General features: G+C 62.2%; 24 protein-coding genes and 1 tRNA gene. 4 read left to right on the top strand and 21 right to left on the bottom strand.

Annotated features, from left to right (window positions below):
* Positions 1-1272, bottom strand: coding sequence for a KpsE/RkpR family capsule polysaccharide export protein (locus EP237_RS15760; protein WP_240661666.1), 1272 nt, complete (start codon positions 1270-1272; stop codon positions 1-3).
* On the opposite strand from EP237_RS15760, the gene EP237_RS15755 reads away from it, so the two are divergent.
* The gene (locus EP237_RS15755; RefSeq protein WP_240661665.1) at positions 1271-2185 is read left to right on the top strand and encodes an ABC transporter permease; all 915 of its coding nucleotides are present in this window, start codon (positions 1271-1273) and stop codon (positions 2183-2185) included. The genes EP237_RS15760 and EP237_RS15755 overlap by 2 nt on opposite strands.
* 117 nt (positions 2186-2302) lie before the next feature.
* Here EP237_RS15755 and EP237_RS23705 read toward each other — a convergent pair whose 3' ends face one another.
* The 4 genes from EP237_RS23705 to EP237_RS15735 all read right to left on the bottom strand — a co-directional run bounded on the left by EP237_RS23705 (position 2303) and on the right by EP237_RS15735 (position 7127).
* On the bottom strand, positions 2303-3034 hold the full coding sequence (locus tag EP237_RS23705) for a CatB-related O-acetyltransferase (protein ID WP_127561861.1): 732 nt from the start codon (positions 3032-3034) through the stop codon (positions 2303-2305).
* An 18-nt stretch (positions 3035-3052) separates the two neighbouring features.
* The gene (locus tag EP237_RS15745; protein ID WP_240661664.1) at positions 3053-5464 is read right to left on the bottom strand and encodes a glycosyltransferase; all 2412 of its coding nucleotides are present in this window, start codon (positions 5462-5464) and stop codon (positions 3053-3055) included.
* A gap of 209 nt (positions 5465-5673) precedes the next feature.
* On the bottom strand, positions 5674-6288 hold the full coding sequence (locus EP237_RS15740; protein WP_127561859.1) for a sugar transferase: 615 nt from the start codon (positions 6286-6288) through the stop codon (positions 5674-5676).
* Positions 6285-7127 (bottom strand): NAD-dependent epimerase/dehydratase family protein, encoded by an 843-nt coding sequence (locus tag EP237_RS15735; protein ID WP_127561858.1) that lies wholly within the window; start codon positions 7125-7127, stop codon positions 6285-6287. The genes EP237_RS15740 and EP237_RS15735 overlap by 4 nt, the downstream gene beginning before the upstream one ends.
* 105 nt (positions 7128-7232) lie before the next feature.
* Between EP237_RS15735 and EP237_RS15730 the strand changes: the two genes are divergently transcribed.
* Positions 7233-8339, top strand: a complete 1107-nt coding sequence (locus EP237_RS15730) for a polysaccharide biosynthesis/export family protein (RefSeq protein WP_127561857.1) — start codon at positions 7233-7235, stop codon at positions 8337-8339.
* Positions 8340-8345: 6 nt separating this feature from the next.
* On the opposite strand, the gene EP237_RS15725 is transcribed toward EP237_RS15730, so the two are convergent.
* The 7 genes from EP237_RS15725 to EP237_RS15695 all read right to left on the bottom strand — a co-directional run bounded on the left by EP237_RS15725 (position 8346) and on the right by EP237_RS15695 (position 13869).
* On the bottom strand, positions 8346-9593 hold the full coding sequence (locus tag EP237_RS15725; RefSeq protein WP_127561856.1) for a glycosyltransferase family 4 protein: 1248 nt from the start codon (positions 9591-9593) through the stop codon (positions 8346-8348).
* A 75-nt stretch (positions 9594-9668) separates the two neighbouring features.
* A complete protein-coding gene (gene rfbA, locus EP237_RS15720; RefSeq protein WP_127561855.1) occupies positions 9669-10538 on the bottom strand; it encodes a glucose-1-phosphate thymidylyltransferase RfbA in 870 nt (289 codons plus the stop codon).
* The gene (gene rfbD, locus EP237_RS15715) at positions 10535-11389 is read right to left on the bottom strand and encodes a dTDP-4-dehydrorhamnose reductase (RefSeq protein WP_127561854.1); all 855 of its coding nucleotides are present in this window, start codon (positions 11387-11389) and stop codon (positions 10535-10537) included. Before rfbD ends, rfbA begins: the two co-directional genes overlap by 4 nt.
* Positions 11386-12435 carry a dTDP-glucose 4,6-dehydratase gene (rfbB, locus tag EP237_RS15710; protein ID WP_127561853.1) on the bottom strand — a complete coding sequence of 350 codons (1050 nt, stop codon included), beginning with the start codon at positions 12433-12435 and terminating at the stop codon, positions 11386-11388. Before rfbB ends, rfbD begins: the two co-directional genes overlap by 4 nt.
* A gap of 1 nt (position 12436) precedes the next feature.
* On the bottom strand, positions 12437-13003 hold the full coding sequence (gene rfbC / locus EP237_RS15705; RefSeq protein WP_240661669.1) for a dTDP-4-dehydrorhamnose 3,5-epimerase: 567 nt from the start codon (positions 13001-13003) through the stop codon (positions 12437-12439).
* A gap of 195 nt (positions 13004-13198) precedes the next feature.
* A tRNA-Ala gene (locus EP237_RS15700) sits at positions 13199-13274 on the bottom strand.
* Between the two features lie 256 nt (positions 13275-13530).
* Positions 13531-13869: a TIGR02300 family protein gene (locus EP237_RS15695; RefSeq protein WP_127561852.1), complete on the bottom strand. Its 339-nt coding sequence runs from the start codon at positions 13867-13869 to the stop codon at positions 13531-13533.
* A 112-nt stretch (positions 13870-13981) separates the two neighbouring features.
* Between EP237_RS15695 and EP237_RS15690 the strand changes: the two genes are divergently transcribed.
* Positions 13982-14680 (top strand): M48 family metallopeptidase, encoded by a 699-nt coding sequence (locus EP237_RS15690; RefSeq protein WP_127561851.1) that lies wholly within the window; start codon positions 13982-13984, stop codon positions 14678-14680.
* A 26-nt stretch (positions 14681-14706) separates the two neighbouring features.
* Positions 14707-15360, top strand: coding sequence for a GntR family transcriptional regulator (locus EP237_RS15685; protein WP_127561850.1), 654 nt, complete (start codon positions 14707-14709; stop codon positions 15358-15360).
* Between the two features lie 213 nt (positions 15361-15573).
* Here EP237_RS15685 and EP237_RS15680 read toward each other — a convergent pair whose 3' ends face one another.
* The 9 genes from EP237_RS15680 to EP237_RS15640 all read right to left on the bottom strand — a co-directional run bounded on the left by EP237_RS15680 (position 15574) and on the right by EP237_RS15640 (position 25742).
* Complete coding sequence (locus tag EP237_RS15680) at positions 15574-15996, bottom strand: hypothetical protein (protein ID WP_127561849.1); 423 nt, start codon at positions 15994-15996, stop codon at positions 15574-15576.
* A 336-nt stretch (positions 15997-16332) separates the two neighbouring features.
* On the bottom strand, positions 16333-16680 hold the full coding sequence (locus EP237_RS15675; protein ID WP_164744729.1) for an SH3 domain-containing protein: 348 nt from the start codon (positions 16678-16680) through the stop codon (positions 16333-16335).
* Positions 16661-18049: a dihydrolipoyl dehydrogenase gene (lpdA, locus tag EP237_RS15670; protein ID WP_127561847.1), complete on the bottom strand. Its 1389-nt coding sequence runs from the start codon at positions 18047-18049 to the stop codon at positions 16661-16663. The genes EP237_RS15675 and lpdA overlap by 20 nt, the downstream gene beginning before the upstream one ends.
* Before the next feature lie 162 nt (positions 18050-18211).
* Entirely contained in the window at positions 18212-19219 is a 1008-nt protein-coding gene (locus EP237_RS15665; RefSeq protein ID WP_164744728.1) for a glycosyltransferase family 2 protein, read from the bottom strand.
* A complete protein-coding gene (locus EP237_RS15660; RefSeq protein ID WP_127561845.1) occupies positions 19216-20211 on the bottom strand; it encodes a glycosyltransferase family 2 protein in 996 nt (331 codons plus the stop codon). Before EP237_RS15660 ends, EP237_RS15665 begins: the two co-directional genes overlap by 4 nt.
* 182 nt (positions 20212-20393) lie before the next feature.
* Positions 20394-20804 (bottom strand): MAPEG family protein, encoded by a 411-nt coding sequence (locus tag EP237_RS15655; protein ID WP_127561844.1) that lies wholly within the window; start codon positions 20802-20804, stop codon positions 20394-20396.
* Positions 20801-21187, bottom strand: coding sequence for an MAPEG family protein (locus EP237_RS15650; protein WP_127561843.1), 387 nt, complete (start codon positions 21185-21187; stop codon positions 20801-20803). Before EP237_RS15650 ends, EP237_RS15655 begins: the two co-directional genes overlap by 4 nt.
* Before the next feature lie 84 nt (positions 21188-21271).
* Complete coding sequence (gene odhB, locus EP237_RS15645) at positions 21272-22780, bottom strand: 2-oxoglutarate dehydrogenase complex dihydrolipoyllysine-residue succinyltransferase (protein WP_127561842.1); 1509 nt, start codon at positions 22778-22780, stop codon at positions 21272-21274.
* A 1-nt stretch (position 22781) separates the two neighbouring features.
* Complete coding sequence (locus EP237_RS15640; RefSeq protein ID WP_127561841.1) at positions 22782-25742, bottom strand: 2-oxoglutarate dehydrogenase E1 component; 2961 nt, start codon at positions 25740-25742, stop codon at positions 22782-22784.
* Positions 25743-25755 lie beyond the last annotated feature (13 nt).

Below are 25755 nucleotides of genomic sequence, written 5' to 3'. Positions count from 1 at the left end.
TCACCGTCTGTCTCTCAGGCTGTATGCCACGAGAATCACAACTGTCCAGATCAGGAAGGCAAAGATGGAGATCGTCACCAGCTTTACCGGGCGATCCGGAAACCCGGAGCTTTCCGCCAAGGTCGGTCGCACATGGGCCGCGAGATAGCGGCTCTGCCGTCGAGCCTCGTTCCGGGCACCATCGAAGGCCGCCAGGGCGGTGGTGTAGGCCTGTTCGGCAAATTCGCGGTCGACCTGCAGGCGCTCGTATTCTCCGACGAGATCGGCAAAGGCCACACGCCCCGCCCCACTGGTGCCAAGCACCGCGCGTTCTGCTTCGATGCGGTTTTCGATAAACGTGATACGGCGCTCGGCCTGGGTAATCCTTGGATCATCATCCCGCGTGGTTGTGTCCCGAAGAATATCCAGTTCGATCAGCGCTTCGGCCAATTGAGCCTGCAGGTTTGTCACCAGACCCATCTGGCCAGCCGTGTCAGCCGTGGGATCAACAGTCTGGTTTTCGTTGCGCCATTCAGCGAGGGCAATCCGCGCGCGCGCGAGGCGCTCCTCTGCTTGATCCAGCTCATCGCGGGCGTAGCTGATTGCATCCTCTCGGGCGATTGCCGAGAGTTGGTTGATCATGGCGCTGCTTTCTTCGAAAATCAGCTGAGCAATCGACCGTGCGTCCTGGGGTGTGAAGGCCAGAACTTCAAGGTCGATCAAGCCTGTGCCGCTGGCATAGTAGATGCGCACCTGGCGGTCCCAGTGATCGAGCAGGTCCTCGATGGTGCCAGGTGGGTGGTAGGCGAAAACCGGATCGTCGGCAGGGTCTACGCGCGACCAGATCGACCTGAGATCGAGCTCGGTGTCGATTCTGGCGACGAGCTCCTGACTTTGCAGGAATTCATAGAGGATATCCGTGTCGGAAGAGCTTGACCCGGACAGGTTCGTGATACCGCCCAACAGTTCGATCGCAGAACTGGAATCCTCGGTGCGCACCGAGAATCCTACTCGGGAAATGTACTGGTCAGCAGCGCGGAACCACAGGTAGTAGGCCGAGATTCCCGTCGGCAAGACGACCATGATCAGTAGGGAAAGCACAAGTCCCCAGTGCCGTAACCTCCATCTCGCGGTCGCTGCAACTGGTGTTGCTGCACGCTTGGGGCCAGTCTGATTTTCGCCAGGTGCCTCCTTTTTCGCCGCAGGGTTTGTCGCGGCCTGAGGAGACGCAGCAGACAAAGGCGTTACCGGCTTTTCGCCTTTTGCGTTTTCAGACATTTGGGGATTGGCCATGAACAGGAAGACCTTGCAAGGTGGGGATTACTGTGACTTCTTGCTAACCAATGACAGCAGCTTTTTCCAGCATCCATTCCACGGGCTTCACATGTCTTCCGTAATCGAGCCGGCCGCCGGCAAACCGTCGAAATCCGTTCGGCGGGTTCCTCGTTTTACGTCGGTTCGCACCATTGGGGCCCTTATTTTAAGGGAGATGAACACGAGCTACGGCCGAAACCCAGGTGGATATATCTGGGCAGTGCTCCAGCCCGCGGCAGGCATTGCGATTATGGTTGCAGTTTTCTCGGTGGGATTCCGGTCACCTCCTCTGGGTACCAATTTCGCAATGTTCTACGCGACCGGACTGCTGCCGTTCATGGCGTTCATGGATGTTGCAGGAAAGATTGGGCAGTCGCTGAACTACTCCAAGCCATTCCTAGCTTACCCCAGGATCTCGTTCATGGATGCCATCATTGCGAGGTTCATACTCAACTTTTTGACTCAGCTCCTAGTCAACTACCTTATGCTTGCATTTATCATCATGCTCTTTGAGACAAGAACCACTCTTGAGATGGGCAAGATTGCTCTGGCTTATGCAATGGTCGGGTCGCTCAGCTTTGGGATCGGCGTACTGAACTGCTTCTTGATGTCTCAGTTCCGTGTCTGGCAGCAGGTCTGGAGTATTCTTATGAGGCCGATGTTCCTTATTTCGGGGATCTTCTTCATGTATGATAGCATACCGGAACCGTATCGGTCTTACCTGTGGTACAATCCTCTGATGCATATCGCAGGAGAGATGCGGAGCGCGTTCTACGTCAACTATGACGCTGACTATGTGTCTCCGGGTTATGTTTTTACCATTGCCTTGGTGACAAGCGCCTTCGGCCTTCTGTTCCTGCGTCGTTATCACCGGGACATCCTCTATTCCTGACGCGCGTGAAAGCTGCCCTGACGATTGGACCAAGAAGAACCATCTTCGGCCGGCTCGCACAATGCCTATGGGACTTGCCGTTTCGTCGGGACAGGAAGGCGCGTTGCCTGCCCGGTGCTAGGGCCTGTAGTCCTCTGCGATGAACGTCTCGGGTGAAAACTCCGGCTCATCCGTCATCCGATTGACGGCAGCCGCGAAAGCCGTGGGGTTGGACGGGTCGAGATGCTGTAGCTGCCACGGCGCGAAGCGCCACCAGCGTGATCGCAGTATTGGTGCCGCTTGCTGCATGGGCAGCCGATATTTCTTGATCGTAGCGGGATTGCCGGCAACGACCGCGAAAGGAGGCACATCCTTGGATACAACCGCGTGTGCGGCAACAATGGCGCCATCGCCGATCGTGACACCCGCCCCGATATAGGCACCATGTCCGATCCAGACATCGTTTCCAATCGTCGTGATCTTTGCCTTGGTTGCCGGTCCTTGGTAGCTGAACTTGTAGCTGTGATAGGCTGCGGCATCTCGAAAGTCATTCCCGAGACCATACAGGCGGTCACCCAGATAGAAGGCGGGGCTGGTCGAGACCCAGTGAAGCGGGTGGTTTTGCCGTCCGATCTGAACGTTTTCCCCGAAGGAACAATAGCGGCCGATGCGGGCTGCAAAACAATATCCGGAAACCTGGTAGGAGAATGCGCCAAGGTGAATGGAATGCTCGTACTGGGTCCATTTGAGGCTCGACGGTGCCTCGATCCTGCTGTCACGTGGCAGATTGACATTCGCGTCGGGGCCACGAGGCAACACTTCAATGCCTTTTCTTTTCAGCGTTTCGATCGGAACCGAGATCATGCTCATTTTGTCGTCACTCCCTGCTCACTCCCTGTCGAGTGCCTGTCTCAAGATGTTTTGCGCCAGATTGCCTTCGGCAGAAAATTCGATCACATGCCCATTCGCCGCATCCCGCACAGCATCCCCTTGGGCGCCGATGTTGAACGCATAGACTGGCAGCCCCGTCGCGATGCATTCATGCGTGGTGTAGGAAAAGGTCTCGGGCCAGATCGACGGTATCAGCCAGCAGGTTATTCCATATTTTGCGGCAAGGGAATCGAGCTCGGTGACATGATAGTTGCCATGTACCGGAACCGACCGGGGCAAGCTGAATGCCGGGTCGATGTTCCCGATCAGCACGAGCCGGAAGTCGCCACGCGCTTCTGCCATTCTGGCAAGATCCTGTGCCACGGCGGCCCCTTTCTGAATGCCGATATTTCCGAGGATGCCAATGACGTCTACGTCTGCGTTGCCCGTCTCGATAAGCGGCACGGGCTGCGCCAAGCTATGCGGAACGACGCGTAGCACGGGCTCTGCCATAGGATAGGTCGCAAGAACGAGGCTGCGGCTGCTTTCGGAAAACACCGTGACCTGATCAGCGGCGTCGATCAGCTGTCCCCATTCCTTCTGCCAGTCGGCCAAAGTGGCTCGCGTGCGATCCGGACGCCGCGCCATATGTGCCCGGTCGCTGCGATCCGGCAGAACAGGACCACGATAGATGCCGTCGGAATCGAGCAGGCAGTAGGAGGGCGAGATCGGAAAGTAGTCATGCACCAGAACTTCCAGCGCGTCTTGCCTGTCGCCGGTACGGCGCGCAAGCCGTCGCAGAAGGGCGGGCAGTTCGATCGGATCAGCATCGCCAACCCCACAGGAATAGATGATCCGCCTTTGCGGCAGCACATCGAGAAGCCGCTCCAGAAAGCCGAAGTCATCGGTTGTTCCGGTGCTTTCGCCATCGGGGGTCCGAACCTCGACCTGAAAGCGCTGAGGCCCGCCAACCCTGACGACAATCGAGGATTGGCCCTGCCGCAACTCGTTGTGAATTCTGTTCAGCAAATAGTGCTCGGCCCCGCCCCCAAGCGAATGCGCGAGGTAGACGGGAACCGGACCGGATGACCGCGCCGCCACGAAGGCCATGGCCAAGGCAATTCGCGCGGTGATCATCGGATCAGCCTGAATGAATTCCTGAACCTCCCGGTCATAGGTCGGATAGCGGCTGGCGACGAGTTCGTTGTTCTTCTGGACAAGGGCCTGCTTTTCAACCGAGCCGAAGCTTTCGCCGCCTTTGTGCTCGACGAACAATCCCGCAAGCCCAAGATGCAGCCCCCCCAAGGCGTGGGCTTTCCGGCACCAGTCCACCTCCTCGCCGTATCCGCGTCCGAAGGCCGTATCGAGCGTGGGAAGGCGACGCAAAAAGGCGATGTTCATCGCCATGCAGAAGCCGACCCCTGTCGGCACCTGCTCAAGGTCCGCTTGCGGGTGAAACTGCCGGGCGAGCGCGTCGATCGCATCAGCCTCTCCGGGTTTCAGGTCGGTCTTCGTGCAAATGGCCGGAACAGAGAATATCTCGGCATCGTTGGACATCGGGGTAACCGTTGCGACATTGGGCTGAGCCAGGAGAGGGGCAATCAGGCGGCTTGCCCATGCCTCGGGCAACAGCGCGTCCGAATTCAGCAACACGACATGGGCGCCCCGCTCAAGCGCATATTCCAAGCCCTTGTTGACGCTTTTGATAAACCCGAGATTGGCGTCATTCTCGATCAGGTGAACGCGGTCACTGCGGGAACTGGCCCAGTCACGCAGGAAGGGACGGACGCGCGGGTCGGGGGATTTGTCTTCGATAACCGCCAGTTGCCATGACAGATCGGTATGTCGTTCGACCCGGTCCAGCACATCCGGCAGAAGGTCAAACGCATTGTACACCGGCAGCACGATGGTGATGGGGGTTTCCCTGAGGCCAGCAGGCGGGGCATAGCCATCATCGAACAAGTTGGTGTGCATCGGTCCTGCAACCGGATGGGCATCAAGATCAAGGATCGCCTTGACCCGCGCCCGGTGCAGCGGGTCTTTGGTGGCCAGCCATTTCAGAATTGACGGGCTGGCACGTAGCAGCACTGAGGTAAACCGCAGGCCTAGCCACATCCGGGTCAGTACCTGCTTGCCGGCGGATGGCGCCCTGAGGCGGCATTGGTATTCGGCGTTCCCTTGTCGAAGCGTCAGCTCGAACGGACCCAAGGACAGCGGTGCTCCGACCGAGAAGCCGACCTCGGGGTCGACCCCGAGCGCCGTCGCCACATCGGCACGGTTCAAATGCGGCCGCTGAACAAGCTGCCCGCTATGCCAGGACAGAACGATCTGATCTGCTGTCGTCCATCCGTTGAACTGTATGCGGTTGCCGTGGATTACCGTGCTCTCGACATAGCCCAAACGAGCGCCATCGACCTCGGGCAGAGCCATCCCTTTGCCTGTGATCGCCAAATGCCGGTCAGCGTATCGGGCGAACAATCCACGGAGTCGGTTGAACACAGTCAATCCCTGCACTTGCCGCGAAAACCCCGGCGGTCCGAGCGACATTTTTTTACATGCCCGCACGGCGGGCCAATGGCGGTTTGTTTAACCGCTGGTCATAGGTCTGTCCACACGAGCCCGGCAGATCGTGGAAAACGTCATGGCTTGCGCCGAAAGAGATTGCCAATGGTTTGAAACACAAGGTCGAAATCGTAGCAGGTGCTCTGGTTGCGTTGATAGATCAGGTCAAGCCGGGCCTTCATGGGGATGCACAGGCGACAATAAATGTCGTCTGTTTCCTCCGGGGTTGTGCAGCGCCCCAGAAGGCGTTCCTCATGCTTGTGATAGGTGATGGTGGCCAGCCCGGTCACGCCGGGGCGGCTTTTCAGGACCTCGCCATAGATCTCCGGGAATCGCTCGACATACTCGCGCAGGGGCGGTCGAGGGCCGACGAAGCTGAGGTCGCCGCGCAGGATGTTCCAAAGCTGCGGAAATTCGTCCAGCCGCTTGCGGCGCAGCCAGGCCCCGGTAGGGGTGATCCGGGCTGCCTTATGCGCCCCGGATACGCCGCTGTCATCCTCGACCACCGTCATGGTGCGGAATTTCCAAAGGCGAAAGCTCTGGTCGGGCGTCTTCATGCGTTCGGCGGCGTAGAAGATCGGCCCCCCCTGTTCGCGCCATATCTTCCAGATCAGCCACAGAATGATCGGGCCAAGGATGATGACCAGCAGGCTTGCAAAGAAGAGGTCGAAGATACGCTTGCGCAAGGTCACCGCCGCTGCTCCCACTGATCAATGAACGCGCGCCATTCCGCCACCAGCCTGTCGGCGTGCCCGGCCCGCTCGTCCAGCGCGGTAAACCGTCCTAGCGTGTCTGTGTCCAGCACAACTTTGGGGATGGCGGTGTCCGGGGCGGTTCGTGCCGACCAGCGATGCGGCACTGCATCCAGCAACGCCCCCATTTCGACCCCACCGGGACAAGCGACGTTCATCAGCGCCGGCAAAGCGCGCCCCGCACCCGCCGCCACGCAAAGATCGGCGAGCATCCGCGCCAGCGTGGCCGGGCCCACATAACTGCGGCAAGGGGTGCGGCCGTCAGAAAAGCGATCCAGCGTGAACGGGTCCTTGGTGGGCAGGCGGCCCAGAATCTGATCGGCGCCCGCGACATTGCCGATTCTGAGGCTGGTCACAGGCCCCCCCGCCCGGGTCAACGCCTGCTCCATCTCCAGCTTGGCAACGCCGTAGGGGGCCATTGGACATGCCGGGTCGTCCTCGCGGCAAAGCCCGTCAGCCCGCCCGTAGACCGCGGCGGAGGAGGCGACAAGCAGGGGGATGTTGCCCGATGCGGCCCGGACGGCCAGCGCGATCTTTCGATTGAGCGCCAGGTCCGCGCCCGAGGCCGGGGTGACGCCCGCAAGGCACAAGACAACATCGCATTCGGAGACGGAGTCTTGCAGAGCCTTTGGTTGCGACAGGATATCGAACGTATTGATATCATTGGAAGGTCCGGCCCTGCGACCATGCCAGGCGGGCACAAATCGCGTTTCCTGCCGCCAGCCCCATTGCAGCATCCGGCCGAGCCGACCTGTGGCACCAAGTACCAAAACGCGCATAAAATCACCTTTCCTGTCTGAAACCGTTGACCCCCGGGATGCAGGTCGTATTTTGCCCAGAAGTTGCGTATCAATACAAACCGGCAATTTGCAGTGGGACCAGGCATGAAACTTTCTCTTCGAACAGTTGGCGTTTTTGCAATGTGCCTGCTGTTGACGGCTTGCTCCTTGCCGCGTGGCGCTGGAATCGAACAGGAAATCACGGCCGGTGCAAATGATGCCGATGCCGATTTCGCCATGTATCCGGTGACCAGGGACTTCTTGCCGACCTTGGCGGAGTGGCCGGTGGTGGGCGAGCCCGAACTGAACTGGATCACCGCCAGTGCCGGGGCCCGCACGCAGATCATCAATCCCGGCGATGTGGTTGCCATCACGATCTGGGACAGCAACGACAACTCGCTTCTGGCCGCTCCGGGCCAGCGGGCAGTGAACCTCGAAGAGATGCGGGTTGCGGCCAATGGCACGATCTTCATGCCTTATATCGGCGATACCCGTATTTCCGGCCTGACCCCGCAGGCGGCGCGAGCGCGCCTGCAGTCCGAGCTTGAGGCCATCGTGCCCTCCGCTCAGGTGCAGCTTGCCATGGCGGCTGGCATGCATAGCTCTGTCGATCTGGTGGGGGGCGTCAACGCGCCGGGAACCTACCCGATGCCCGACCAGTCCTATTCCGTGCTCAGCCTGATTTCTCAGGGTGGCGGCGTGTCCGGTGCCCTGCGCAACCCGCAGATTCGCCTTATGCGTCATGGCCAGCTTTATGGCACCTCCATCGCCCGGCTCTATTCCGAACCGCATCTGGACACTCGCCTTGTTGGCGGTGACCGCGTGATTGTCGAGGAAGACCGCCGCTATTTCCTGTCGCTCGGTGCGGCAGGCATTCAGGATCAGCACGCCTTCCCGCAGGATGTCGTGACCGCGCTTGATGCGATGTCGATCATCGGGGGGGTGTCCTCCAGCCGCGCCGATCCGGAGGGCATCCTGATCCTGCGTGAGTACCCGGCGTCGGCCCTGCGCACCGGCCAGCGTGGCCCGCGTCAGGAACGGGTTGTGTTCACGCTGGACCTGACGACATCCGATGGTCTTTTCTCGGCACGGAATTTCCGTATTCAGTCGGGGGATCTGGTGCTGGCAACGGAAAGCCCCGTCAGCTCGGTCCAGACGGTGTTCAGCCTCTTTGGCAGCGCCTTCGGCCTGGTCAACGCGGTCACCAACTAAGTCGGCTCACGGCAGGGCAATGGGCCGCGCCTTGGGCGCGAGCCCGTTGATCCGGTCGATATGCACCGGCAGACAGCGGGTCAGGAAGTCGTAATGCTCGACCACATGGGCGCGGGCAGCACGGCCCAGATGGGCATAGTCGCCCGGCGCTGACAGCACCTCGACCACCTGCCGGGCCAGGGCCTCTGGCTGGAAGAAGTCGACCAGCAAACCGGTTTCCCCGTGTCGCATCGCCTCGCGCACCGGGGGCACGTCCGAGGCGACGATGGTCGTTTCCATCGACATGGTTTCCAAGAGCGACCATGACAGCACGAACGGCACCGTCAGGTAGATGTGGCAGCGCGACAGCTGCATGACCGTCTGGTAGTCGGAATAGGGGATGCGGCCCAGGAAATGCACCCGGCTCCAGTCCACGCGGTCGCCCACCTCACGCTCCATCTCGGCGCGGTAGCCCCCGGCCTGCTGGCTTTCCTTACCATAGGACACCTCGTTGCCGCCAACGATCAGGGCGCGGGCATTTGGGCGGGCGTCGAGGATATGGGGCAGGGCGCGCATGAAGGTGTGAAAGCCGCGCGTGGGTTCCATGTTGCGCGCCATGTAGGTGAAGATCTCATCTTCTCGGGTGACAGACCGCCCGAGCCGGTCCAGTCGCACGGCGGCATTCGGGTTGGGCAACAGCCGGTCCGTGCGAATGCCGTCATGGCAGGTATATATCTTGTCCTGAAAGCTGTCAGGGTAGGTCCGTTTTTGCCACTGGGTCGGCGACTGACCCAGATCCACGGTTTGCAGATTGGCGAAGTTGACCGCATTGCGGGCGTGCATGATGTAGGGCGTGGCGGGGTTCGATGGAAATTCCGGGTCGAACCCGACAGAACCGCCCTTGGCGAGGAAGTAATACTCGAAATAGCCAAGCACCGGCACATCGGGCCAGACGATCTTGGTAAAGGTCAGCTCGCCCCATCCTACATGACCAAGGATCACATCAGGCGTGAACCCTTCGCCCTGCAGCTTCTGGCAGGCCAGCGCCGCGCCATATCCCGCCCCGGTGCATTGTTCCCAGTAACGCGACAGGCCGTAGGCGTCCTTGGCGGGGGCATGATGCGGTGCGTATTGAACGACGCGAATACCGGGGGGAGAGGTGACGCCCTTTCTCTGGGTCAGGAACACGATCTCATGCCCGCCCTGCGCGGCCAGCCAGTCCACCAACTGGCGATATTGGCCGGGATAGTTCTGGTGGATGAACAGCAGTTTCATAAGCAGGCCGTGATCTGAACGCGAAAGGGCGGGACCGTTACGCTAACGTCCCCGCCCCTTGGTGCAAGGTTTTCCTTAAAGCAGCGTTGCCAGATAGGTGCCGTAGCTGTTCTTTTTGAACATCTCGGCGCGCTCGGCCAGTGCGTCTCGGGTGATCCAGCCCTTCTCATAGGCGATCTCGTCAAGGCAGCCGGTCTGCAAACCTTGCCGCTTTTCCAGCGTTCGCACGAAGTTGCCCGCATCTAGCAGGCTGCCATGGGTGCCGGTATCGAGCCATGCATAGCCGCGCCCCATGCGTTTTACATTCAGCAGGCCGTCGGCCAGGTAGGATTCCAGCAAGGTGGTGATCTCGAGCTCATTGCGGGCGGAGGGTTTGACCTGCCGGGCCCGTTCCGGCGCGGTGCCGTCGAGGAAGTAAAGCCCGGTCACGGCGTATTTTGACGGCGGCACTTCGGGTTTCTCGATGATCCCTGTCACATCGCCCGCGCCGTTATAGGACACCACGCCATAGCGTTCCGGGTCGGACACGTGATAGCCGAAGACAGTGCCGCCGGTTTCCCGGGCGTCGGCGTCGGCCATGATCTCAGGCAGGCCATGGCCAAAGAAGATGTTGTCGCCCAGAACCATGGCGGAGGGCGCGCCGTCCAGAAACGCCTCGGCGAGGATATAGGCCTGTGCCAGCCCGTCGGGCGACGGCTGTTCGATATAGGTCAGGTTGATGCCCCACTGGCTGCCATCGCCGAGGGTGCGCCTGAACTGGTCCTGATCCACGGGTGTCGTGATCATTGCGATGTTCCGGATGCCTGCCAGCATCAGAACGCTGAGCGGGTAGTAGATCATCGGCTTGTCATAGATCGGCAGCAGCTGTTTCGACACGCCGATGGTGATCGGATAAAGCCGGGTGCCCGAGCCGCCTGCGAGGATAATGCCTTTGCGATTGGTCATGGGGTCTGATCCTGAATCTCTTGGATGATCTGGGAAAGGGCGCTGCGCCAGTCGGGGCGGGAAATGCCGAAACGCTCGGTCGTGTTGGAACAATCCATGCGCGAATTCGAAGGCCGCTTTGCCGGGGTGGGGAACGCGCTGGTGGGGATATCGACAACCTCGCAGGTTATGCCCGCCTGACGGAAAATCTCCCGCGCGAAATCGGCCCAGGACACGTCCGGCGCGCCGGAAAAGTGGTAGGTGCCGGATTTGGACGGGTGCGCGCGCAGTTGCGCCGCGATGGACAGGCAAGCCGCGGCGATGTCCTGTGCAGGGGTGGGGCCGCCCACCTGATCCGCGACAATCGTCAGGCGGTCACGCTCGGCCCCGAGGCGCAGCATCGTCTTGACGAAGTTGCTGCCATGGGCAGAGACCACCCAAGAGGTGCGCAGAATCACCGACGTGCCGCCCGCCGCCTGTATCGCCGCTTCACCGGCCAACTTGCTGCGCCCATAGGCCCCGAGCGGCCCGGTGGGGGCGTCGACCGACCATGGCGCGGTGCCAGAGCCATCAAAGACGTAATCTGTGGAGAGATGGATAAAGGGAATGCCCAGATCGGCACAGGCCCCGGCCATCGCCCCGGGGGCGCCCCCGTTGACCAGCGTTGCAGTGCCCTCGTCACTTTCGGCCTGATCGACGGCCGTGTAGGCGGCGGCGTTGATGACGGCATCGGGTCGGTGACGCAGGATCGCCTCGGCGCAGGCTGCGGGATCGGTCAGGTCGGCCTTGGTGCGGTTCAATGCGCGCACTTTTGCCTGACGCTGCAACTCGGTCGCGACTTGACCGGTCTTGCCGAAGACGAGGACCGTCATGCCCTGACCCCAAGCCGCTCGCCCACACCCTCGCGGCCCTGCAAGGCGCGCCACCAGGGTTCATTGTCGAGATACCACAGGACGGTGCGGCGCAGACCCTCCTCCACGGTCACCGACGGGCGCCAGCCCAGTTCGTCCCGGATTCGGGTGGGGTCAATGGCGTAGCGCGCATCGTGTCCGGGACGGTCGGTCACGAAGGTGATCTGGTCGGCGTAAGACCCGTCTGCTTTCGGGCGCAAGCCATCCAGAATAGCGCAGAGAGTCTTCACCAGATCCAGATTGCTGCGCTCGTTCTCGCCGCCGATATTGTAGGACCGGCCTGGCGCGCCTTTCTCCACCACCAGCAGCAGCGCGTCGGCATGGTCCTCGACATACAGCCAGTCACGGATATTCGACCCATCCCCGTAGATCGGCAGCGGTTTGCCCGCCAGAGCATTCAGGATGATGACCGGGATCAGTTTCTCGGGGAAATGATAAGGCCCGTAATTGTTGGAACAATTGGTCAGCACCACGGGCAGTCCATAGGTCTCATGCCAGGCGCGCACCAGATGGTCGGACGCGGCCTTGGAGGCGGAATAGGGGCTGCGCGGGTCGTAGGGCGTCTCTTCGGTGAACTGTTCCGAAGGGTCAGCGGGCAGGGACCCGAACACCTCGTCCGTTGAAATATGGTGAAAGCGAAACCCGTCGGGCTTGCCTTGTGCACCCCAGTATTTCCGCGCTGCTTCCAGCATGTTGAAGGTGCCGGTGATATTGGTCTCGATGAAATCGCCGGGCCCGTCGATGGACCGGTCCACATGGGATTCCGCAGCCAGATGCATGATCGCGTCGGGCTTGTGGACCGCGAAGACCCGGTCCAGCGCGGCGCGGTCGCGAATATCGGCATGCTCGAAGGCATAACGCGGGCTGTCCGCCACCTGCGCCACATTGTCGAGGCAGGCGGCATAGGTCAGCGCGTCGAGATTGACAACTTCGTGGCCCCGCGCCACCGCCAATCGCACAACGGCAGACCCGATGAACCCGGCCCCGCCGGTGACCAGAAGCTTCATGTCAAACGCCCTCCCAGACAAAGGGATTGTCCAGATCCTTCAGCAAGGGCGCAGCGGCATCCTTGTCCGACAGAACTGCCTCTGCACCCTCCAGACCCCAGTCGATGCCGATATCCGGATCGTCGAAGCGCACCGCGCCATCTGCTTCGGGGGCGTAGTAATCGGTGCATTTGTAGATGATCTCGGTATCCGGCGCTCGCGTCACGAACCCGTGCAGGAACCCCGCCGGGATCATCAGCTGCTTGCCGTTCTCGAAGCTCAGTTCGATGCCGAACCACTGCCCGAAAGTGGGGGAGCCCTTGCGGATGTCCACCGCCACATCAAAGAGCCGCCCGCGCCCGCACCGCACCAGTTTCGCCTGCGCATGGGGCGGTGCCTGAAAATGCAGACCACGCACCGTGCCGACCTGCGCTGAGAGCGAATGGTTGTCCTGCACGAAATCGTAATTGAGCCCCCGGTCCGCCATCTGCCGCTTGTTCCAGCTCTCGCTGAAAAATCCGCGGGAATCGCCAAATCGACGGGGGGTCAGGATCAGAAGTCCCGGAAGAGGTGTTTGGTCAACCTGCACGTCGCAACCCCGATCCTTGATCTGTTTCGGTGCTGCCCCGTTCTTCGACAATTCCCCTTTGATTGCAATGCCGATATCCATTGCCTCGGGGGTGGGATGGCCGAGAACGGGCCAAACAGAAGCCCGCATGCACCGAAGATCCGGCAGGACGCAGCCTTCGGGCAGTCACGGTACATCTAAGGGAGGAGGAGGAATTGGTGGAGCCTAGGGGGATCGAACCCCTGACCTCTTGCATGCCATGCAAGCGCTCTCCCAGCTGAGCTAAGGCCCCATCTCGACGTCTTCGTTTCGACGGTAGGCGGGGTTTATGAAAGAGCGCGGTGATGTTCAAGCGAAAAAACGCGCCTGTTGCGGGGAATCGCGCATCCGCTTCCCCGCAGAGCAATGACGGTTGTGACGGTGGTCGTGGCTGTCACGCGATCAGTATAACCTGAACAAGGACATCCCTCACGGGCCAGTGCCCGGAGGGATGCCAGAGATTGTTCGTACTGTTGGCAACCCCGCCCCTTTCGGGGAGGGTTGTGGACTTAGCTGTCGTCGTCGTCCGAAGCGACATCCGCCAGATCGTCGAGGGGGACGCTGTCGTCATCCTCGTCGTCTTCCAGCAGGTCATCGTCCAGATCGATGTCATCGCTGTCATCGTCCAGCAGTGCTGCGGCGTCATCGTCCAGCACTTCAGCGTCATCCGTATCCTTGGCTTGCGCCTTGTCGGCCTTGTCGGCCACCAGCGTGCGCGATGCCTTGCCTGTTTCGATCACGACCGTTTCGCCCGTATACGGGCTGACGATCGGGGTCTTGTTCAGGTCATAGAAGCGTTTGCCGGTGGTTGGGCAGACACGTTTGACGCCCCATTCTTCTTTGGGCATGACACCCCCTTCAATCATCGCTATCGAGGAATTGCGGTCACCTGCCACAATGTCGGGGGGCTGTAAAGCCTTTCATCGGGCCAATCGTACAAAGCCGGGTTGCATCGCGCATATGGGGAACGAAATCCACATTCTCGGGGGCGAGCCACCGGTCGAGGTGCTGCTGAAGCGATCCCGGCGCGCGCGGCGTTTCACCTTGCGTGTCTCGCGGTCCAGCGGGCAGGTGACGCTGTCGATGCCGCATGGCGCGCGGCAGGCCGAGGCACTTGCTTTCCTGGATGCGCGAGAGGGGTGGGTCCGCAAGCATCTGGCCGCCAGTCCGGCCCCGGCGCGGCCGGAGATCGGCGGGGTGATTCCCGTCGAAGGCCGGATGCGGCAGATCGTGCCGGGCACGGGCCGGTCCGCGCGCCTGATCGAGGGGCGGGTGGAACTGCCGGAGGGGCAGGAGGGGCCGCGCATGGCGGCGCTGCTCAAGCAGATGGCGCGGGACCGGCTGGTGGAGCGGTCGCGCTTCCATGCTGGCCGGCTGGGGCGCAACTTTGGCCGGATCACCCTGCGGGACACGCGCAGCCGGTGGGGCAGCTGTTCCTCCAAGGGGGATCTGATGTATTGCTGGCGGCTGATCATGGCCCCACCCGCCGTGCTGGACTATGTCGCCGCGCACGAGGTCGCGCATCTGGCCGAGATGAACCACTCTCCCGCCTTCTGGGCCGTGTGCGAACGGCTTTGCCCCGATTACCAGCCGCACCGGGACTGGCTGCGCAGGAACGGGGCGGAGCTGCTGGCATGGCGCTTTGACCGCTTGCCCTGAGCCGGGGCTTGTGATCCGGTGACACCATGCTTCTGACGCAACGCCCCTCCGAAGCGCCGACATCGGCCGCCCATGACCGCATCTACCGCACGGTGCGCACACGGATCATGCATGGGCAGATGCTGCCAGGCGAGGCGTTGACGCTGCGCGGGCTGGCCAAGGAATTCGACGTGTCGATGACCCCTGCGCGAGAGGCGCTGCGGCGGCTGGTCAGCGAAGGCGCGCTGTCGCTGTCTTCCTCTGGCCGGGTTTCCACGCCGGAGCTGTCCAATGACCGGATCGAGGAGCTTGCCGCAATCCGGGCGCTGCTGGAGCCGGAATTGTCTGCCCGTGCCCTGCCGCGCGCCCATCCGGCGCTGATCGACCGGATGGAGGTGATCAACGGTACTGTTGCCGAGGCCGTCGCGCATCGCGATCCGGTGGCCTATATCCGGGCGAATCTGGAGTTTCACCGGACGCTATACCTGCGCGCGCAGGCGCCTGCGATGCTGGCGCTGGCCGAAACCGTTTGGCTGCAGCTTGGGCCGACCATGCGGGCGCTCTATGGACGGCTGAGACGCACCGATCCACCGCGCCATCACAAGCTGATCATCGCGGCGCTGAAGGCAGGCGATGAGCCCGGTTTGCGCTTGGCGGTGCGGGCTGATGTGACGCAAGGGCTACGCCTGATCGCAGGCTGAAAACGGGGGGTGCCGCCCGTGCACCCCCTGTACACCCCTCGTACACCCCCCGTGCAGACGAAATGGCGGTTTCGCCGCCTCCGGCACCGACCCGGGAGCGGCCCGTCTCAACCCCCCGCTTGCGCGGGAGGCCTCGACGGGCCGCGTTGCCACGGGAGTGTTGTGGGGGCGGCGTGCAAATCAGCCCGGGCTGGGATGGCAGGTGCCTTGGGATCAGGGCGCGGGCCGGTCCCGCCGCTGTTTGCGCCAGATCGCAAGGCCGAGGATCAGGATGATGGGCCACCAGCCGAAGCCGGTCGCAAGGGCGGTTGCGCTGAACCGGGCGGGAACCGGGATGTGCTGCGCGGTGACATATTGATCGCGCAGCCGCTGCGCCTCGGCATCGGCGATCGGCGTGTGCTGGCGGCTGTCGCAGGCATCTGTGGCCAGGCTGTAGCCCAGGCTTTGCCGCCAGATGCCGAGCAGCAGCAGATGATAGCGCAAGGAGCGATGGCAGAGCGCCAGCGGAGCCCCCTGCGCCGTGGTCAGCGAGGTTGCGCTGACGAAATGCAAATCCTCGATCCGGCCAAGGGGGAGGCCGCGGGCCTCGGCCAAGGTGGGAAGGGCGAGCAGGGACAGAACTAGGAGGAGGCGCATGGGGATTTCCGGGTCAGGGATGTCACCGATAGGTCGGATCACCGGGCGGGCCAGTTCAATCGGGACGGGGGTAAAGCCTGTTCAGCCCGTGTCGAGATATTTCGTTCGCACATGCCGGTGACGGCCTTGTGCCTGTGAGCCCGAATTTCGCCGCCTGCCGGCGTCGACCCGCGAGCGGCCCTTCTCACCCTCCGGCTTGCGCCGGAAGCCTCAAAGGGCCGCGTTGCCACGGGAGCTGTGGCGGGGGGCGGTGTATCGGGTCAGGCGGCTGTGTGCCTGGAGAGTGCGGGACGCCTCCGGCGGAGGTATTTGGGCCAAGATGAAAGAGGTGCGTGGTCAATCTGTGCCAAGGCAGTGATCGGGCACCCAGCCTGTTTGGCCATCCTGCGTCTGGCAGAGGGTCCAGCCGAGGCGATGGTCCAGCGGCTTGAGCCTGTCGCCCATTGCGACGGTCAGCTCAGTGGTATCGAAGGCGATCGTGGTGCGGTCGCCTTCCAGGATTGCGGCGGGGATCCAGCCGCCGAGGCCGCCGCTGTTCACCACCCATTGCCAGCCGGGATAGGCGTCGTCGATCTGGCCGGGGGTGACACGGTCGCCCGCCGCGACGGCGAGCGCGGGGTCATAGGTTGCGCGCCAGGGTTTGAGGGCGCGCAACCGGGGGGTCTCAGGCGTGGATGGCGCCATCGCCGCAGGCCAGTGCCGCCTCGCGTACCGCTTCGGAGAAGGTGGGATGCGCGTGGCAGGTGAGCGCCACGTCCTGCGCCGAGGCGCCGAATTCCATCGCCACGCAGATCTCGTGGATGAGGTCGCCCGCCGCCGGGCCGATGATGTGGCAACCGAGAATGCGGTCGGTTTCCTTGTCGACGATCATCTTGACGAAGCCTTCGCCCTGGAACACGGCCTTGGCGCGGCCATTGCCCATGAAGGAGAACTCGCCGACCTTGTAGGCGCGGCCCGAGGCCTTGACCTCTTCCTCGGTCTGACCGACAGCGGCCACTTCCGGCGCAGTGTAGATCACGCCGGGAATGACGGAATAGTTCACATGGCCATGCTTGCCCGCGATCTGTTCGGCCACGGCCATGCCCTCATCCTCGGCCTTGTGCGCGAGCATCGGGCCTTCAATGACGTCGCCGATGGCGTAGATGCCGGGGATGTTGGTGGCCCAGTGGGCGTCGGTGGCGATCTGGCCGCGCTCGGTCATCTTGACGCCCAGTTTGTCGAGGCCGAGACCCTCGGTATAGGGGCGGCGGCCGGTGGCAACCAGCACCACGTCGGCATCGACCTGATGTTCGCTGTCATCCTTGCGCAGCTTGTAGTTGACCTTGGCCTTGGTCTTGAGCGTTTCCACCGACTGCACGGCCGCGCCCATGACGAAATTCAGGCCCTGTTTCTTCAGGATGCGCTGGAAGGTCTTGGCGACCTTGCCATCCATGCCGGGGGTGATCTGGTCGAGGAATTCGATCACCGTGACCTCGGCGCCAAGGCGCGCATAGACCGAGCCCAGTTCCAGACCGATCACGCCCGCGCCGATGACAACCATCTTCTTGGGCGTCTTGGGCAGGGCCAGCGCGCCTGTGGAGGTGACGACGATCTTCTCGTCGACCTCGACGCCGGGCAGGGTGGAGGGCTCTGACCCCGAGGCGATGACGATGTTCTTGGCCTCGTGGATGTCGTCACCGACCTTGACCTTGCCGGCCTCGGGGATGGTGGCCCACCCCTTGATCCAGTCGACCTTGTTCTTCTTGAACAGGAACTCGATGCCCTTGGTGTTCTGGCCGATCACGTCATCCTTGTAGGCCAGCATCTGCGGCCAGTCGACGGAGGGCGATTTGCCCTTGAGGCCCATCTTGGTGAAGTTGTGTTCGGCCTCGTGCAGCATGTGGCTGGCATGGAGCAGCGCCTTGGAGGGGATGCAGCCGACGTTCAGACAGGTGCCGCCAAGGGCCTCGCGGCCTTCGACGCAGGCGGTCTTGAGACCCAGTTGCGCACAGCGGATGGCGGAAACGTAGCCGCCGGGGCCACCGCCGATGATGATGACGTCATAGCTTGCCATTTTGACCTCCTTGGTCGTCGTTCCGGGCATGTTTCACAGGGGTATGCGGGTCCGAATCCCCTTGCGTCAACCGCAAATGGAAAATCACCACAAAAATGGGGGTGATTTTTTGACTCCGTTTTTCGGAGTCCTCATTTTTGTGATCACAAACGGGCCTGGCGGCTATTCCGCTGCGTCCAGCAAGGCCGGATCCATCGGCGGTGCGGTCCATTCCGCGATCTTCTCGGGCGTCAGGATCCGGTCGCGGCGTTCATGGAACCAATGCAGGGCGGCCTGTTCGAGGTGGTAGAGGATCAGGTCTTCACGCAGTTCCTCCAGCTCCTCCTTTACCTTCGGCAGCAGGCGGTGGATCGAGCTATCCTCGACCTCGTTGCGGTTGCAGCGTTGGTAAAATATTGAATCCTTGAAGTATTTTCCCAGACCTTGCGTGTTCGCCGCGCCCCGGTCGTTCTTCATCAGGTAGGTGTCGTCGGACCGGATGGCGTAGTGGTTGATCTGGGCATTGTCCCAGGTCAGTTCCGCCCGGTCCATCTTGCGGTGGCGTTCATGGGGCGGCTTGAAGAGCGAGTCGGATGTGATCTGCACCCCGCGCGTGTTGTGGTTGCGCACCTTCGGATGGGTCGGGTGTTTCGGCATGTGGATCGAAACGGCGGAGAACTTGCGCGCCTTGAACATCGCCTTGTGCAGGCAGGAGTTCCAGGCCGGTTCCGCCTTGGCCATGGTGAAATTTTCCGTCACCAGCCCGCCGGGCCAGGTTTCATGACCGGAATTGCCGAAGAGCCGCCAGGCGATGGCGATGGATTCCGTGGGCGGCATCAGGTCGAGCAGGTCATCCACATGGCCATTGCCGCAGGTCACGTTGAGAAACTCGTCGCTGTCCACATGCAGGCACCATTCGGCCAGCACCAGATCATCGACATCCTCGCGCGCGATGCGGAGGCTTTCCATCTGCGGGCGACCCGCGCCGCGCCAGTCGTTTCTGAGGTGGCGGACGTAGCCCATCTGCTGCAACCGGTCGAGCATCAGGTCGGTGCCGTCGGTACAGTTGTTGGTGACGATCACCGCCTTGTCGAAGCCGATCACGCGGTAATAGGCGATCCATTCCAAGAGGAACATGCCCTCGTTGCGCATGCAGGACAGAACGACCTTGTCCCCGTGACGGCTGGTCATGCGGCTTTCTCCTCGTCCGCGGGCAGGGTCCATTCGGCGATGCGCTCCGGCGTCAGGACGCGCTTTCGGCGGTTGTCCCACCAGATGTTGGAGGCCTGTTCCAGCGTGGCCAGCAGGGGGTCGGCGCGCAGCGCGTTGATCCGGTCCTGCAGCTCCGGCAGGTGACGCAGGATCGACGTATCCTCGCGCCGGTTCGTGTTGTAGCGGCGGTGGAAGGTGGAGTTGAGGTAACGCTTGGTGCCGCCCCGGTCGGCCCCGTCGCCGCGGTCGTTCTTCAGCAGAAAGAGATCCTCGGACTTGATCGTGTAGTGGTTGATGCAGGCCCCGTCCCAGGTGAGTTTCTCGCGGTCCATGCCGCGGTGGCGTTCATGGGCCATGGTATAGAGCGCGGTGGTGTCGATGGCCTCTCCCATGGCGTTGCAATGGCTGGCATCGGGGCGCAGCGGGTGCTTGGGCATGTGCACGGTCATGGTCTGGAACTTCTTCGGCTGGAACAGGGCCTTGTGGAAGGCGGTGGACCAGAAGGGTTTCTTGTCGCAGTGGGTGAACTGTTCCAGCACATTGCCGCCGGGCCAGGTCTTGTGGCCGCCATCGCCGAAGGGCCGCCAGGCGATGGCGCAGGCGTCGAAGCCCTGCACCACGTCGATCAGGTCATCCAGCCTGTGATCCCCATGAAAGACGTTCAGAAATTCGTCGCTGTCCACATGCAGCAGCCAGTCCGCCTCGGCCACTTCCTCGATCTCGTCCTTGGCCATGCGCAGGCCGTGGATTTGCGGGCTGTCGGCCTCGTAGCCGCGATTGCGGATGTGCTTGACCTGCTCCAATTCCTGCAACCGGTCCAACATCATATCGGTTCCATCGGCGCAGTCATTGCTGATGACGACGATATGATCGGCCCCGAGAAGGCGGTAATAGGCCACCCATTCGAGCAGGAAGATCCCCTCGTTCTTCATGCAGGACAGGACGGTGCGGGTTCCAAAGCGGCTGCTCATCGGCTTGGCCCTTCGTGTGACGGCTCGTTCCGGCGCTCTGATGGCGCGTTTGGGCAGAGTATGCCGCGCGCAGGGAGAAAGGGCAAATGAAAGCGGTCGCGGCGGAGGCGGGCAGGAAAAATCTTCAGGAAGATTTTTCGGAAGGCCCCTGAAGAATTTTCCAGAAAATTCTTTCTGTTCTCCTAGATCAGAGCCGCCACCAGCATGACGACCGTGGCCCCAAGCCCCACGGTCCAGAAAGCCGACCGCCACGGCACCCAGCCAAAGGCATAGGCGGGCACGTAGAGGATGCGCGCGGCAAGGTAGGTCCAGGCGCAGGCGGTGGTGAGGGGGGAGGAGGCTTCGGCCAATGTCACCACGACCACGGCGATGGTGAAGAGGATGAGCCCCTCAAAATGGTTGGTCATGGCCCGGTGCAGGCGGCCCGTGCGGAGGCTGACCTGTTCCATCAGCGGTTTTTGCAGGCGGTCCGGGTCGCGGGGGGAGAGAGTCTTTGCGGTGCCAAGCTCCAGATTCGCGGGGATCGCCATGAGGGCGATCTGCACGACTTGCCAGAGGGCGGCGAGGGCGAGGGTGGTGAGTTCGGGGGTCATAGCAACTGAATGAGCATAAGCCCGAGGCCCGCCAGAGAGACAAAGAAAACGACAGATCTGATCAGAGGAACACCCGAAACATAGACCGGGACATAGACAACGCGCGCCCAGAACCAAACCGCCGCGCCAAGCGCCGTCGTTTCATTTCCTGCATCTGCGACGGTCACGGCCAGGGCAAGGGCAACGAAGGCGACATAGGTTTCCAGATAGTTTCGCAGCGCCTTTTGGAGGCGTTCCGCCAAAGGGTTTTGTTCGCGATCCTCATCGCGAGGGCCAAGCGCCCATCCGATCCCCTTGGACAGGTCCGAAAAAGTAGCCTGCACAAGGACATGGGCAATCAACAGAACGACCGAGTAGGCGAGATATGTAAGTTCGGGGGTCATGACGGTGCCTATCAACAAAGGAGGGCGGGGAAACCCCCGCCCTTGCAATAGATAGATAAAGGATGATGACAGTCCACCCTTCTCTCACAGATCCATCAGCAACCGCCGGGGATCCTCCAGCGCTTCTTTGACCCGCACCAGGAAGGTCACCGCGCCTTTGCCGTCGACGATGCGGTGATCGTAGGACAGGGCGAGATACATCATCGGGCGGATCTTGATCTCGCCATTGATGACCATGGGCCGATCCTGGATCTTGTGCATGCCGAGGATGCCCGACTGCGGGGGGTTCAGGATCGGCGAGGACATGAGCGAGCCGTAGACGCCGCCGTTCGAGATGGTGAAGGTGCCGCCCTGCATTTCCGCCATGGAGAGCTTGCCGTCACGGGCGCGCTTGCCCTTTTCGGCGATGGCCTTCTCGATCTCGGCAAAGCTCATCTGGTCGGCGTCGCGGATGACCGGAACAACAAGACCCTGCGGGGTGCCTGCGGCGACGCCCATATGGACGAAGTTCTTGTAGACGATGTCGGTGCCGTCGATTTCGGCATTGACCTCGGGCACCTCTTTCAGCGCGTGACAGCAGGCCTTGGTGAAGAAGGACATGAAGCCCAAGCGCACGCCGTGCTTCTTCTCGAACTGGTCCTTGTACTGGTTGCGCAGCGCCATGACCTCGGTCATGTCCACCTCGTTATAGGTGGTCAGGATCGCGGCGGTGTTCTGCGCGTCCTTGAGGCGGCGGGCGATGGTCTGGCGCAGGCGGGTCATCTTGACCCGTTCCTCGCGCGCGGCGTCATCGGCGCTGACCGGGGCGCGCGGGGCGGCCACGGGGGCAGGGGCGGCAGCTGCGGGGGCCGGGGCCGGGGCGACGACGGCTTTCATCACGTCTTCCTTCATGATGCGCCCGTCGCGTCCGGTGCCCTGCACGTTATCGGGCGACAGACCCTTTTCCGCCATCAGCTTTTCAGCGGATGGCGCGTTCTTGACGTCGGCGCTTGCAGCGGAGGCGGCGGGGGCCTCGGCCGGAGCGGCGGCAGGGGCGGACGCCGCAGCGGACGCGCCGCCGATCACGGCCAGCTTGGCAGAGGCGTTGACGGTCGAGCCTTCCGGCGCAACGATTTCCGACAGCACGCCGGAGGCTGGCGCGGGCACCTCGACCGACACTTTGTCGGTTTCCAGCTCGCACAGCATTTCGTCCTGAGCGACTGTGTCGCCCACCTTCTTGAACCAGGTCGAGACGGTGGCCTCGGTCACGCTTTCGCCAAGCGTCGGCACCATGACGTCGACGGCGTCACCGCCAGAGGCCGCAGGGGCGTCGGCGGCGGGGGCGGCGTCGGCAGCCGGGGCGGGGGCTGCGCCATCCCCGGCAGAGAGCGTCGCCAGCAGGGCATTGACGCCAACGGTTTCGCCTTCGGCGGCCACGATCTCGGCCAGGGTGCCTGCGGAGGGCGAGGGCACCTCGACCGTCACCTTGTCGGTTTCCAGCTCGCACAGCATTTCATCCACCGCGACGGTATCGCCGGGCTTCTTGAACCAGGTGGCGACCGTTGCCTCGGTCACACTCTCGCCCAGAGTGGGCACACGGACTTCTACGGACATCTTATTTCCCCTCGATGGTAAGCGCGTCGTTCACGAGCGCGGCTTGCTGTGCTTTGTGCTGGCTGGCCAGGCCCGTGGCGGGCGAGGCAGAGGCGTTGCGGCCGGCATAGGCGGGCCGTGTGTGTTTGGCGCCGATGCGGCTGAGGACCCATTCGATATTGGGTTCCACGAAGCTCCAGGCACCCTGGTTCTTTGGCTCTTCCTGACACCAGACCATTTCGGCCTGCTTGAAGCGTTCCAGTTCCTTCATCAGGCTGAGCGCCGGGAAGGGATAGAACTGTTCCAGACGCATCAGGTAGACATCGTCGAGGCCCCGCGCATCGCGTTCTTCCAGCAGGTCGAAATAGACCTTGCCCGAACACATCACCACGCGCTTGATCTTGTCGTCGGCCACCAATTGCGTATCGGAATTGCCGTACTGGGCATCGTCCCACAATACGCGGTGGAAGCTGGACCCGGTGGTCATTTCCTCGGTCTTGGACACCGCCAGCTTGTGGCGCAGCAGCGATTTCGGCGTCATCAGCACCAGCGGCTTGCGGTAGTCGCGGTGGATCTGGCGGCGCAGGATGTGGAAGTAGTTCGCGGGCGTCGTGCAGTTCGCCACGATCCAGTTATCCTCGGCGCACATTTGCAGGAAGCGTTCCAGCCGGGCGGAGCTGTGTTCCGGCCCCTGGCCTTCGAAGCCATGGGGCAGCAGCATGACAAGGCCTGACATGCGCAGCCATTTGCGTTCGCCCGAGCTGATGAACTGGTCGAACATGATCTGCGCGCCATTGGCGAAGTCGCCGAACTGCGCTTCCCAAAGGACCAGCGCATTGGGTTCGGCCAGCGAATAGCCGTATTCGAAGCCAAGCACCGCGTATTCCGACAGCATCGAGTCGATGACGTCGTATTGCGCCTGCCCTTCGCGGATGTGGTTCAAGGGATAGTAGCGGTCTTCGCTGTCCTGGTCGATCAGACCGGAATGGCGTTGCGAGAAGGTGCCGCGCGTGGCGTCCTGCCCGGCAAGGCGAACCGGGTAACCCTCGGTCAGAAGCGAGCCGAAGGCCAGCGCCTCGGCGGTGGCCCAGTCAAAGCCTTCGCCGGTCTCGAACATCTGCTTCTTGGTTTCCAGAAGGCGGCCCACGGTCCGGTGCAGGTTGAAGCCGTCCGGCGCGGTGGTCAGCGCGCGGCCGATTTCCGCGAAGGTTTCCGGCGCGATGGCGGTCTCGCCGCGCTGGTATTCCTCGCCCTTCTTGTCCAGATGCGACCAGCGCCCGTCCAGCCAGTCGGCCTTGTTGGGCTTGAATTCCTTGCCGGCCTCGAACTCCTCGTTCAGATAGGCTTGGAACGCGGCCTTCATGTCCTCGATCTCGCCCTCGGGGATCAACCCGTCCTTGACCAGCCGTTCTGTGTAGAGCTGAAGGGTGGTCTTATGGCTCTTGATCTTCTTGTACATGATCGGGTTGGTGAACATGGGCTCGTCGCCCTCGTTATGACCGAACCGGCGATAACAGAAGATATCCAGCACCACGTCCTTGCCGAACTTCTGGCGGAACTCGGTGGCGACCTTGGCGGCATGCACCACGGCCTCGGGATCGTCGCCATTCACGTGGAAGATCGGGGCTTCCACCATCAACGCGATATCCGTGGGATAGGGGCTGGAGCGGCTGAAATGCGGCGCGGTGGTAAAGCCGATCTGGTTGTTCACCACGATATGCATGGTGCCGCCGGTCTTGTGACCCTTGAGGCCGGAGAGGCCAAAGCCCTCGGCCACCACGCCCTGACCTGCAAAGGCCGCATCGCCATGCAACAGCACCGGCAGAACCGCGCGGCGTTCCTCGTCGTTCAGCTGATCCTGCTTGGCGCGGACCTTGCCCAGAACCACGGGGTTCACCGCCTCCAGGTGCGAGGGGTTGGCGGTCAGGCTGAGGTGCACGGAATTGTCGTCGAAGGTCCGGTCGCTGGAGGCCCCGAGGTGATATTTCACATCGCCAGAGCCATCCACGTCCTCGGGCTTGAAGCTGCCGCCCTGAAACTCGTTGAAGATCGCGCGGTAGGGCTTGCCCATCACATTGGCCAGAACCGACAGACGGCCGCGGTGGGGCATGCCGATGACGATTTCCTTCAGTCCGAGATTGCCGCCGCGCTTGATGATCTGTTCCATCGCGGGGATCAGCGCCTCGCCGCCATCAAGGCCGAAACGCTTGGTGCCCATGTATTTGACATGCAGGAATTTCTCGAAGCCCTCGGCCTCGACCAGCTTGTTCAGGATCGCCTTGCGGCCCTCGCGGGTGAAGGCGATTTCCTTGCCGAACCCCTCGATCCGCTCCTTCAGCCAGCCGGCTTCTTCGGGGTTTGAGATATGCATGTATTGCAGCGCGAAGGTGCCGCAATAGGTGCGCTTCACGATGTCCACGATCTGGCGCATCGACGCGACCTGCAGGCCAAGCACATTGTCGATGAAGATCGGGCGATCCATGTCACCTTCGGTGAAGCCGTAGGATTTCGGGTCCAGTTCCGGGTGCGGGGTCTGGCTGCGCATGCCGAGCGGATCGAGATCGGCCACCAGATGGCCCCGGATCCGGTAGGCGCGGATGATCATCAGGGCGCGGATCGAATCCAGAACCGCGCGCTTGATGACCTCATCAGTCACCTCAATGCCCTTTTCCGCCGCCTTTTCGCGGATCTTCTTCTCGGCACCCTTTGCCTCGGCCTGTGCAGGCCATTCGCCGGTCAGCGCCCCGGTCAGATCATCATTGGGCGCAGGCGGCCAGTCGGCGCGCGCCCAGGAGGGGCCAGCGGCCTCTGCCTTCACATCGGGTTCCGCATCGCCAAGGGCGCGGAAGAACTCCTGCCACGCCGCATCGACCGCATTGGGATCGTTGGCATACTGGGCATAGAGCTGTTCCAGATATTCCGCGTTGTGGCCCTGCATGAAGCTGGAGGCCTGGAATAGGTCGTTGGGGCTTTGCTCGGTCATCAGATTTGAACCT

It is taken from the genome of Nioella ostreopsis (assembly GCF_004000255.1).
Taxonomy (GTDB): Bacteria; Pseudomonadota; Alphaproteobacteria; order Rhodobacterales; family Rhodobacteraceae; genus Nioella; species Nioella ostreopsis.
Note: the sequence above shows the minus strand (reverse complement) of the source record. Positions and strands in the feature narration are given on the sequence as shown.

Bases quoted from the DNA above. Each gene is read 5' to 3' on its own strand.
- EP237_RS15755 (WP_240661665.1), top strand. From the start codon at position 1,271: ATGAACAGGAAGACCTTGCAAGGTGGGGATTACTGTGACTTCTTGCTA.
- EP237_RS15760 (WP_240661666.1), bottom strand. From the start codon at position 1,272: ATGGCCAATCCCCAAATGTCTGAAAACGCAAAAGGCGAAAAGCCGGTA.
- EP237_RS23705 (WP_127561861.1), bottom strand. From the start codon at position 3,034: ATGAGCATGATCTCGGTTCCGATCGAAACGCTGAAAAGAAAAGGCATT.
- EP237_RS15745 (WP_240661664.1), bottom strand. From the start codon at position 5,464: ATGGCTCTGCCCGAGGTCGATGGCGCTCGTTTGGGCTATGTCGAGAGC.
- EP237_RS15735 (WP_127561858.1), bottom strand. From the start codon at position 7,127: ATGCGCGTTTTGGTACTTGGTGCCACAGGTCGGCTCGGCCGGATGCTG.
- EP237_RS15730 (WP_127561857.1), top strand. From the start codon at position 7,233: ATGAAACTTTCTCTTCGAACAGTTGGCGTTTTTGCAATGTGCCTGCTG.
- EP237_RS15725 (WP_127561856.1), bottom strand. From the start codon at position 9,593: ATGAAACTGCTGTTCATCCACCAGAACTATCCCGGCCAATATCGCCAG.
- rfbA (WP_127561855.1), bottom strand. From the start codon at position 10,538: ATGACCAATCGCAAAGGCATTATCCTCGCAGGCGGCTCGGGCACCCGG.
- rfbD (WP_127561854.1), bottom strand. From the start codon at position 11,389: ATGACGGTCCTCGTCTTCGGCAAGACCGGTCAAGTCGCGACCGAGTTG.
- rfbB (WP_127561853.1), bottom strand. From the start codon at position 12,435: ATGAAGCTTCTGGTCACCGGCGGGGCCGGGTTCATCGGGTCTGCCGTT.
- EP237_RS15695 (WP_127561852.1), bottom strand. From the start codon at position 13,869: ATGCCCAAAGAAGAATGGGGCGTCAAACGTGTCTGCCCAACCACCGGC.
- EP237_RS15690 (WP_127561851.1), top strand. From the start codon at position 13,982: ATGGGGAACGAAATCCACATTCTCGGGGGCGAGCCACCGGTCGAGGTG.
- EP237_RS15685 (WP_127561850.1), top strand. From the start codon at position 14,707: ATGCTTCTGACGCAACGCCCCTCCGAAGCGCCGACATCGGCCGCCCAT.
- EP237_RS15680 (WP_127561849.1), bottom strand. From the start codon at position 15,996: ATGCGCCTCCTCCTAGTTCTGTCCCTGCTCGCCCTTCCCACCTTGGCC.
- EP237_RS15675 (WP_164744729.1), bottom strand. From the start codon at position 16,680: ATGGCGCCATCCACGCCTGAGACCCCCCGGTTGCGCGCCCTCAAACCC.
- lpdA (WP_127561847.1), bottom strand. From the start codon at position 18,049: ATGGCAAGCTATGACGTCATCATCATCGGCGGTGGCCCCGGCGGCTAC.
- EP237_RS15665 (WP_164744728.1), bottom strand. From the start codon at position 19,219: ATGACCAGCCGTCACGGGGACAAGGTCGTTCTGTCCTGCATGCGCAAC.
- EP237_RS15660 (WP_127561845.1), bottom strand. From the start codon at position 20,211: ATGAGCAGCCGCTTTGGAACCCGCACCGTCCTGTCCTGCATGAAGAAC.
- EP237_RS15655 (WP_127561844.1), bottom strand. From the start codon at position 20,804: ATGACCCCCGAACTCACCACCCTCGCCCTCGCCGCCCTCTGGCAAGTC.
- EP237_RS15650 (WP_127561843.1), bottom strand. From the start codon at position 21,187: ATGACCCCCGAACTTACATATCTCGCCTACTCGGTCGTTCTGTTGATT.
- odhB (WP_127561842.1), bottom strand. From the start codon at position 22,780: ATGTCCGTAGAAGTCCGTGTGCCCACTCTGGGCGAGAGTGTGACCGAG.
- EP237_RS15640 (WP_127561841.1), bottom strand. From the start codon at position 25,742: ATGACCGAGCAAAGCCCCAACGACCTATTCCAGGCCTCCAGCTTCATG.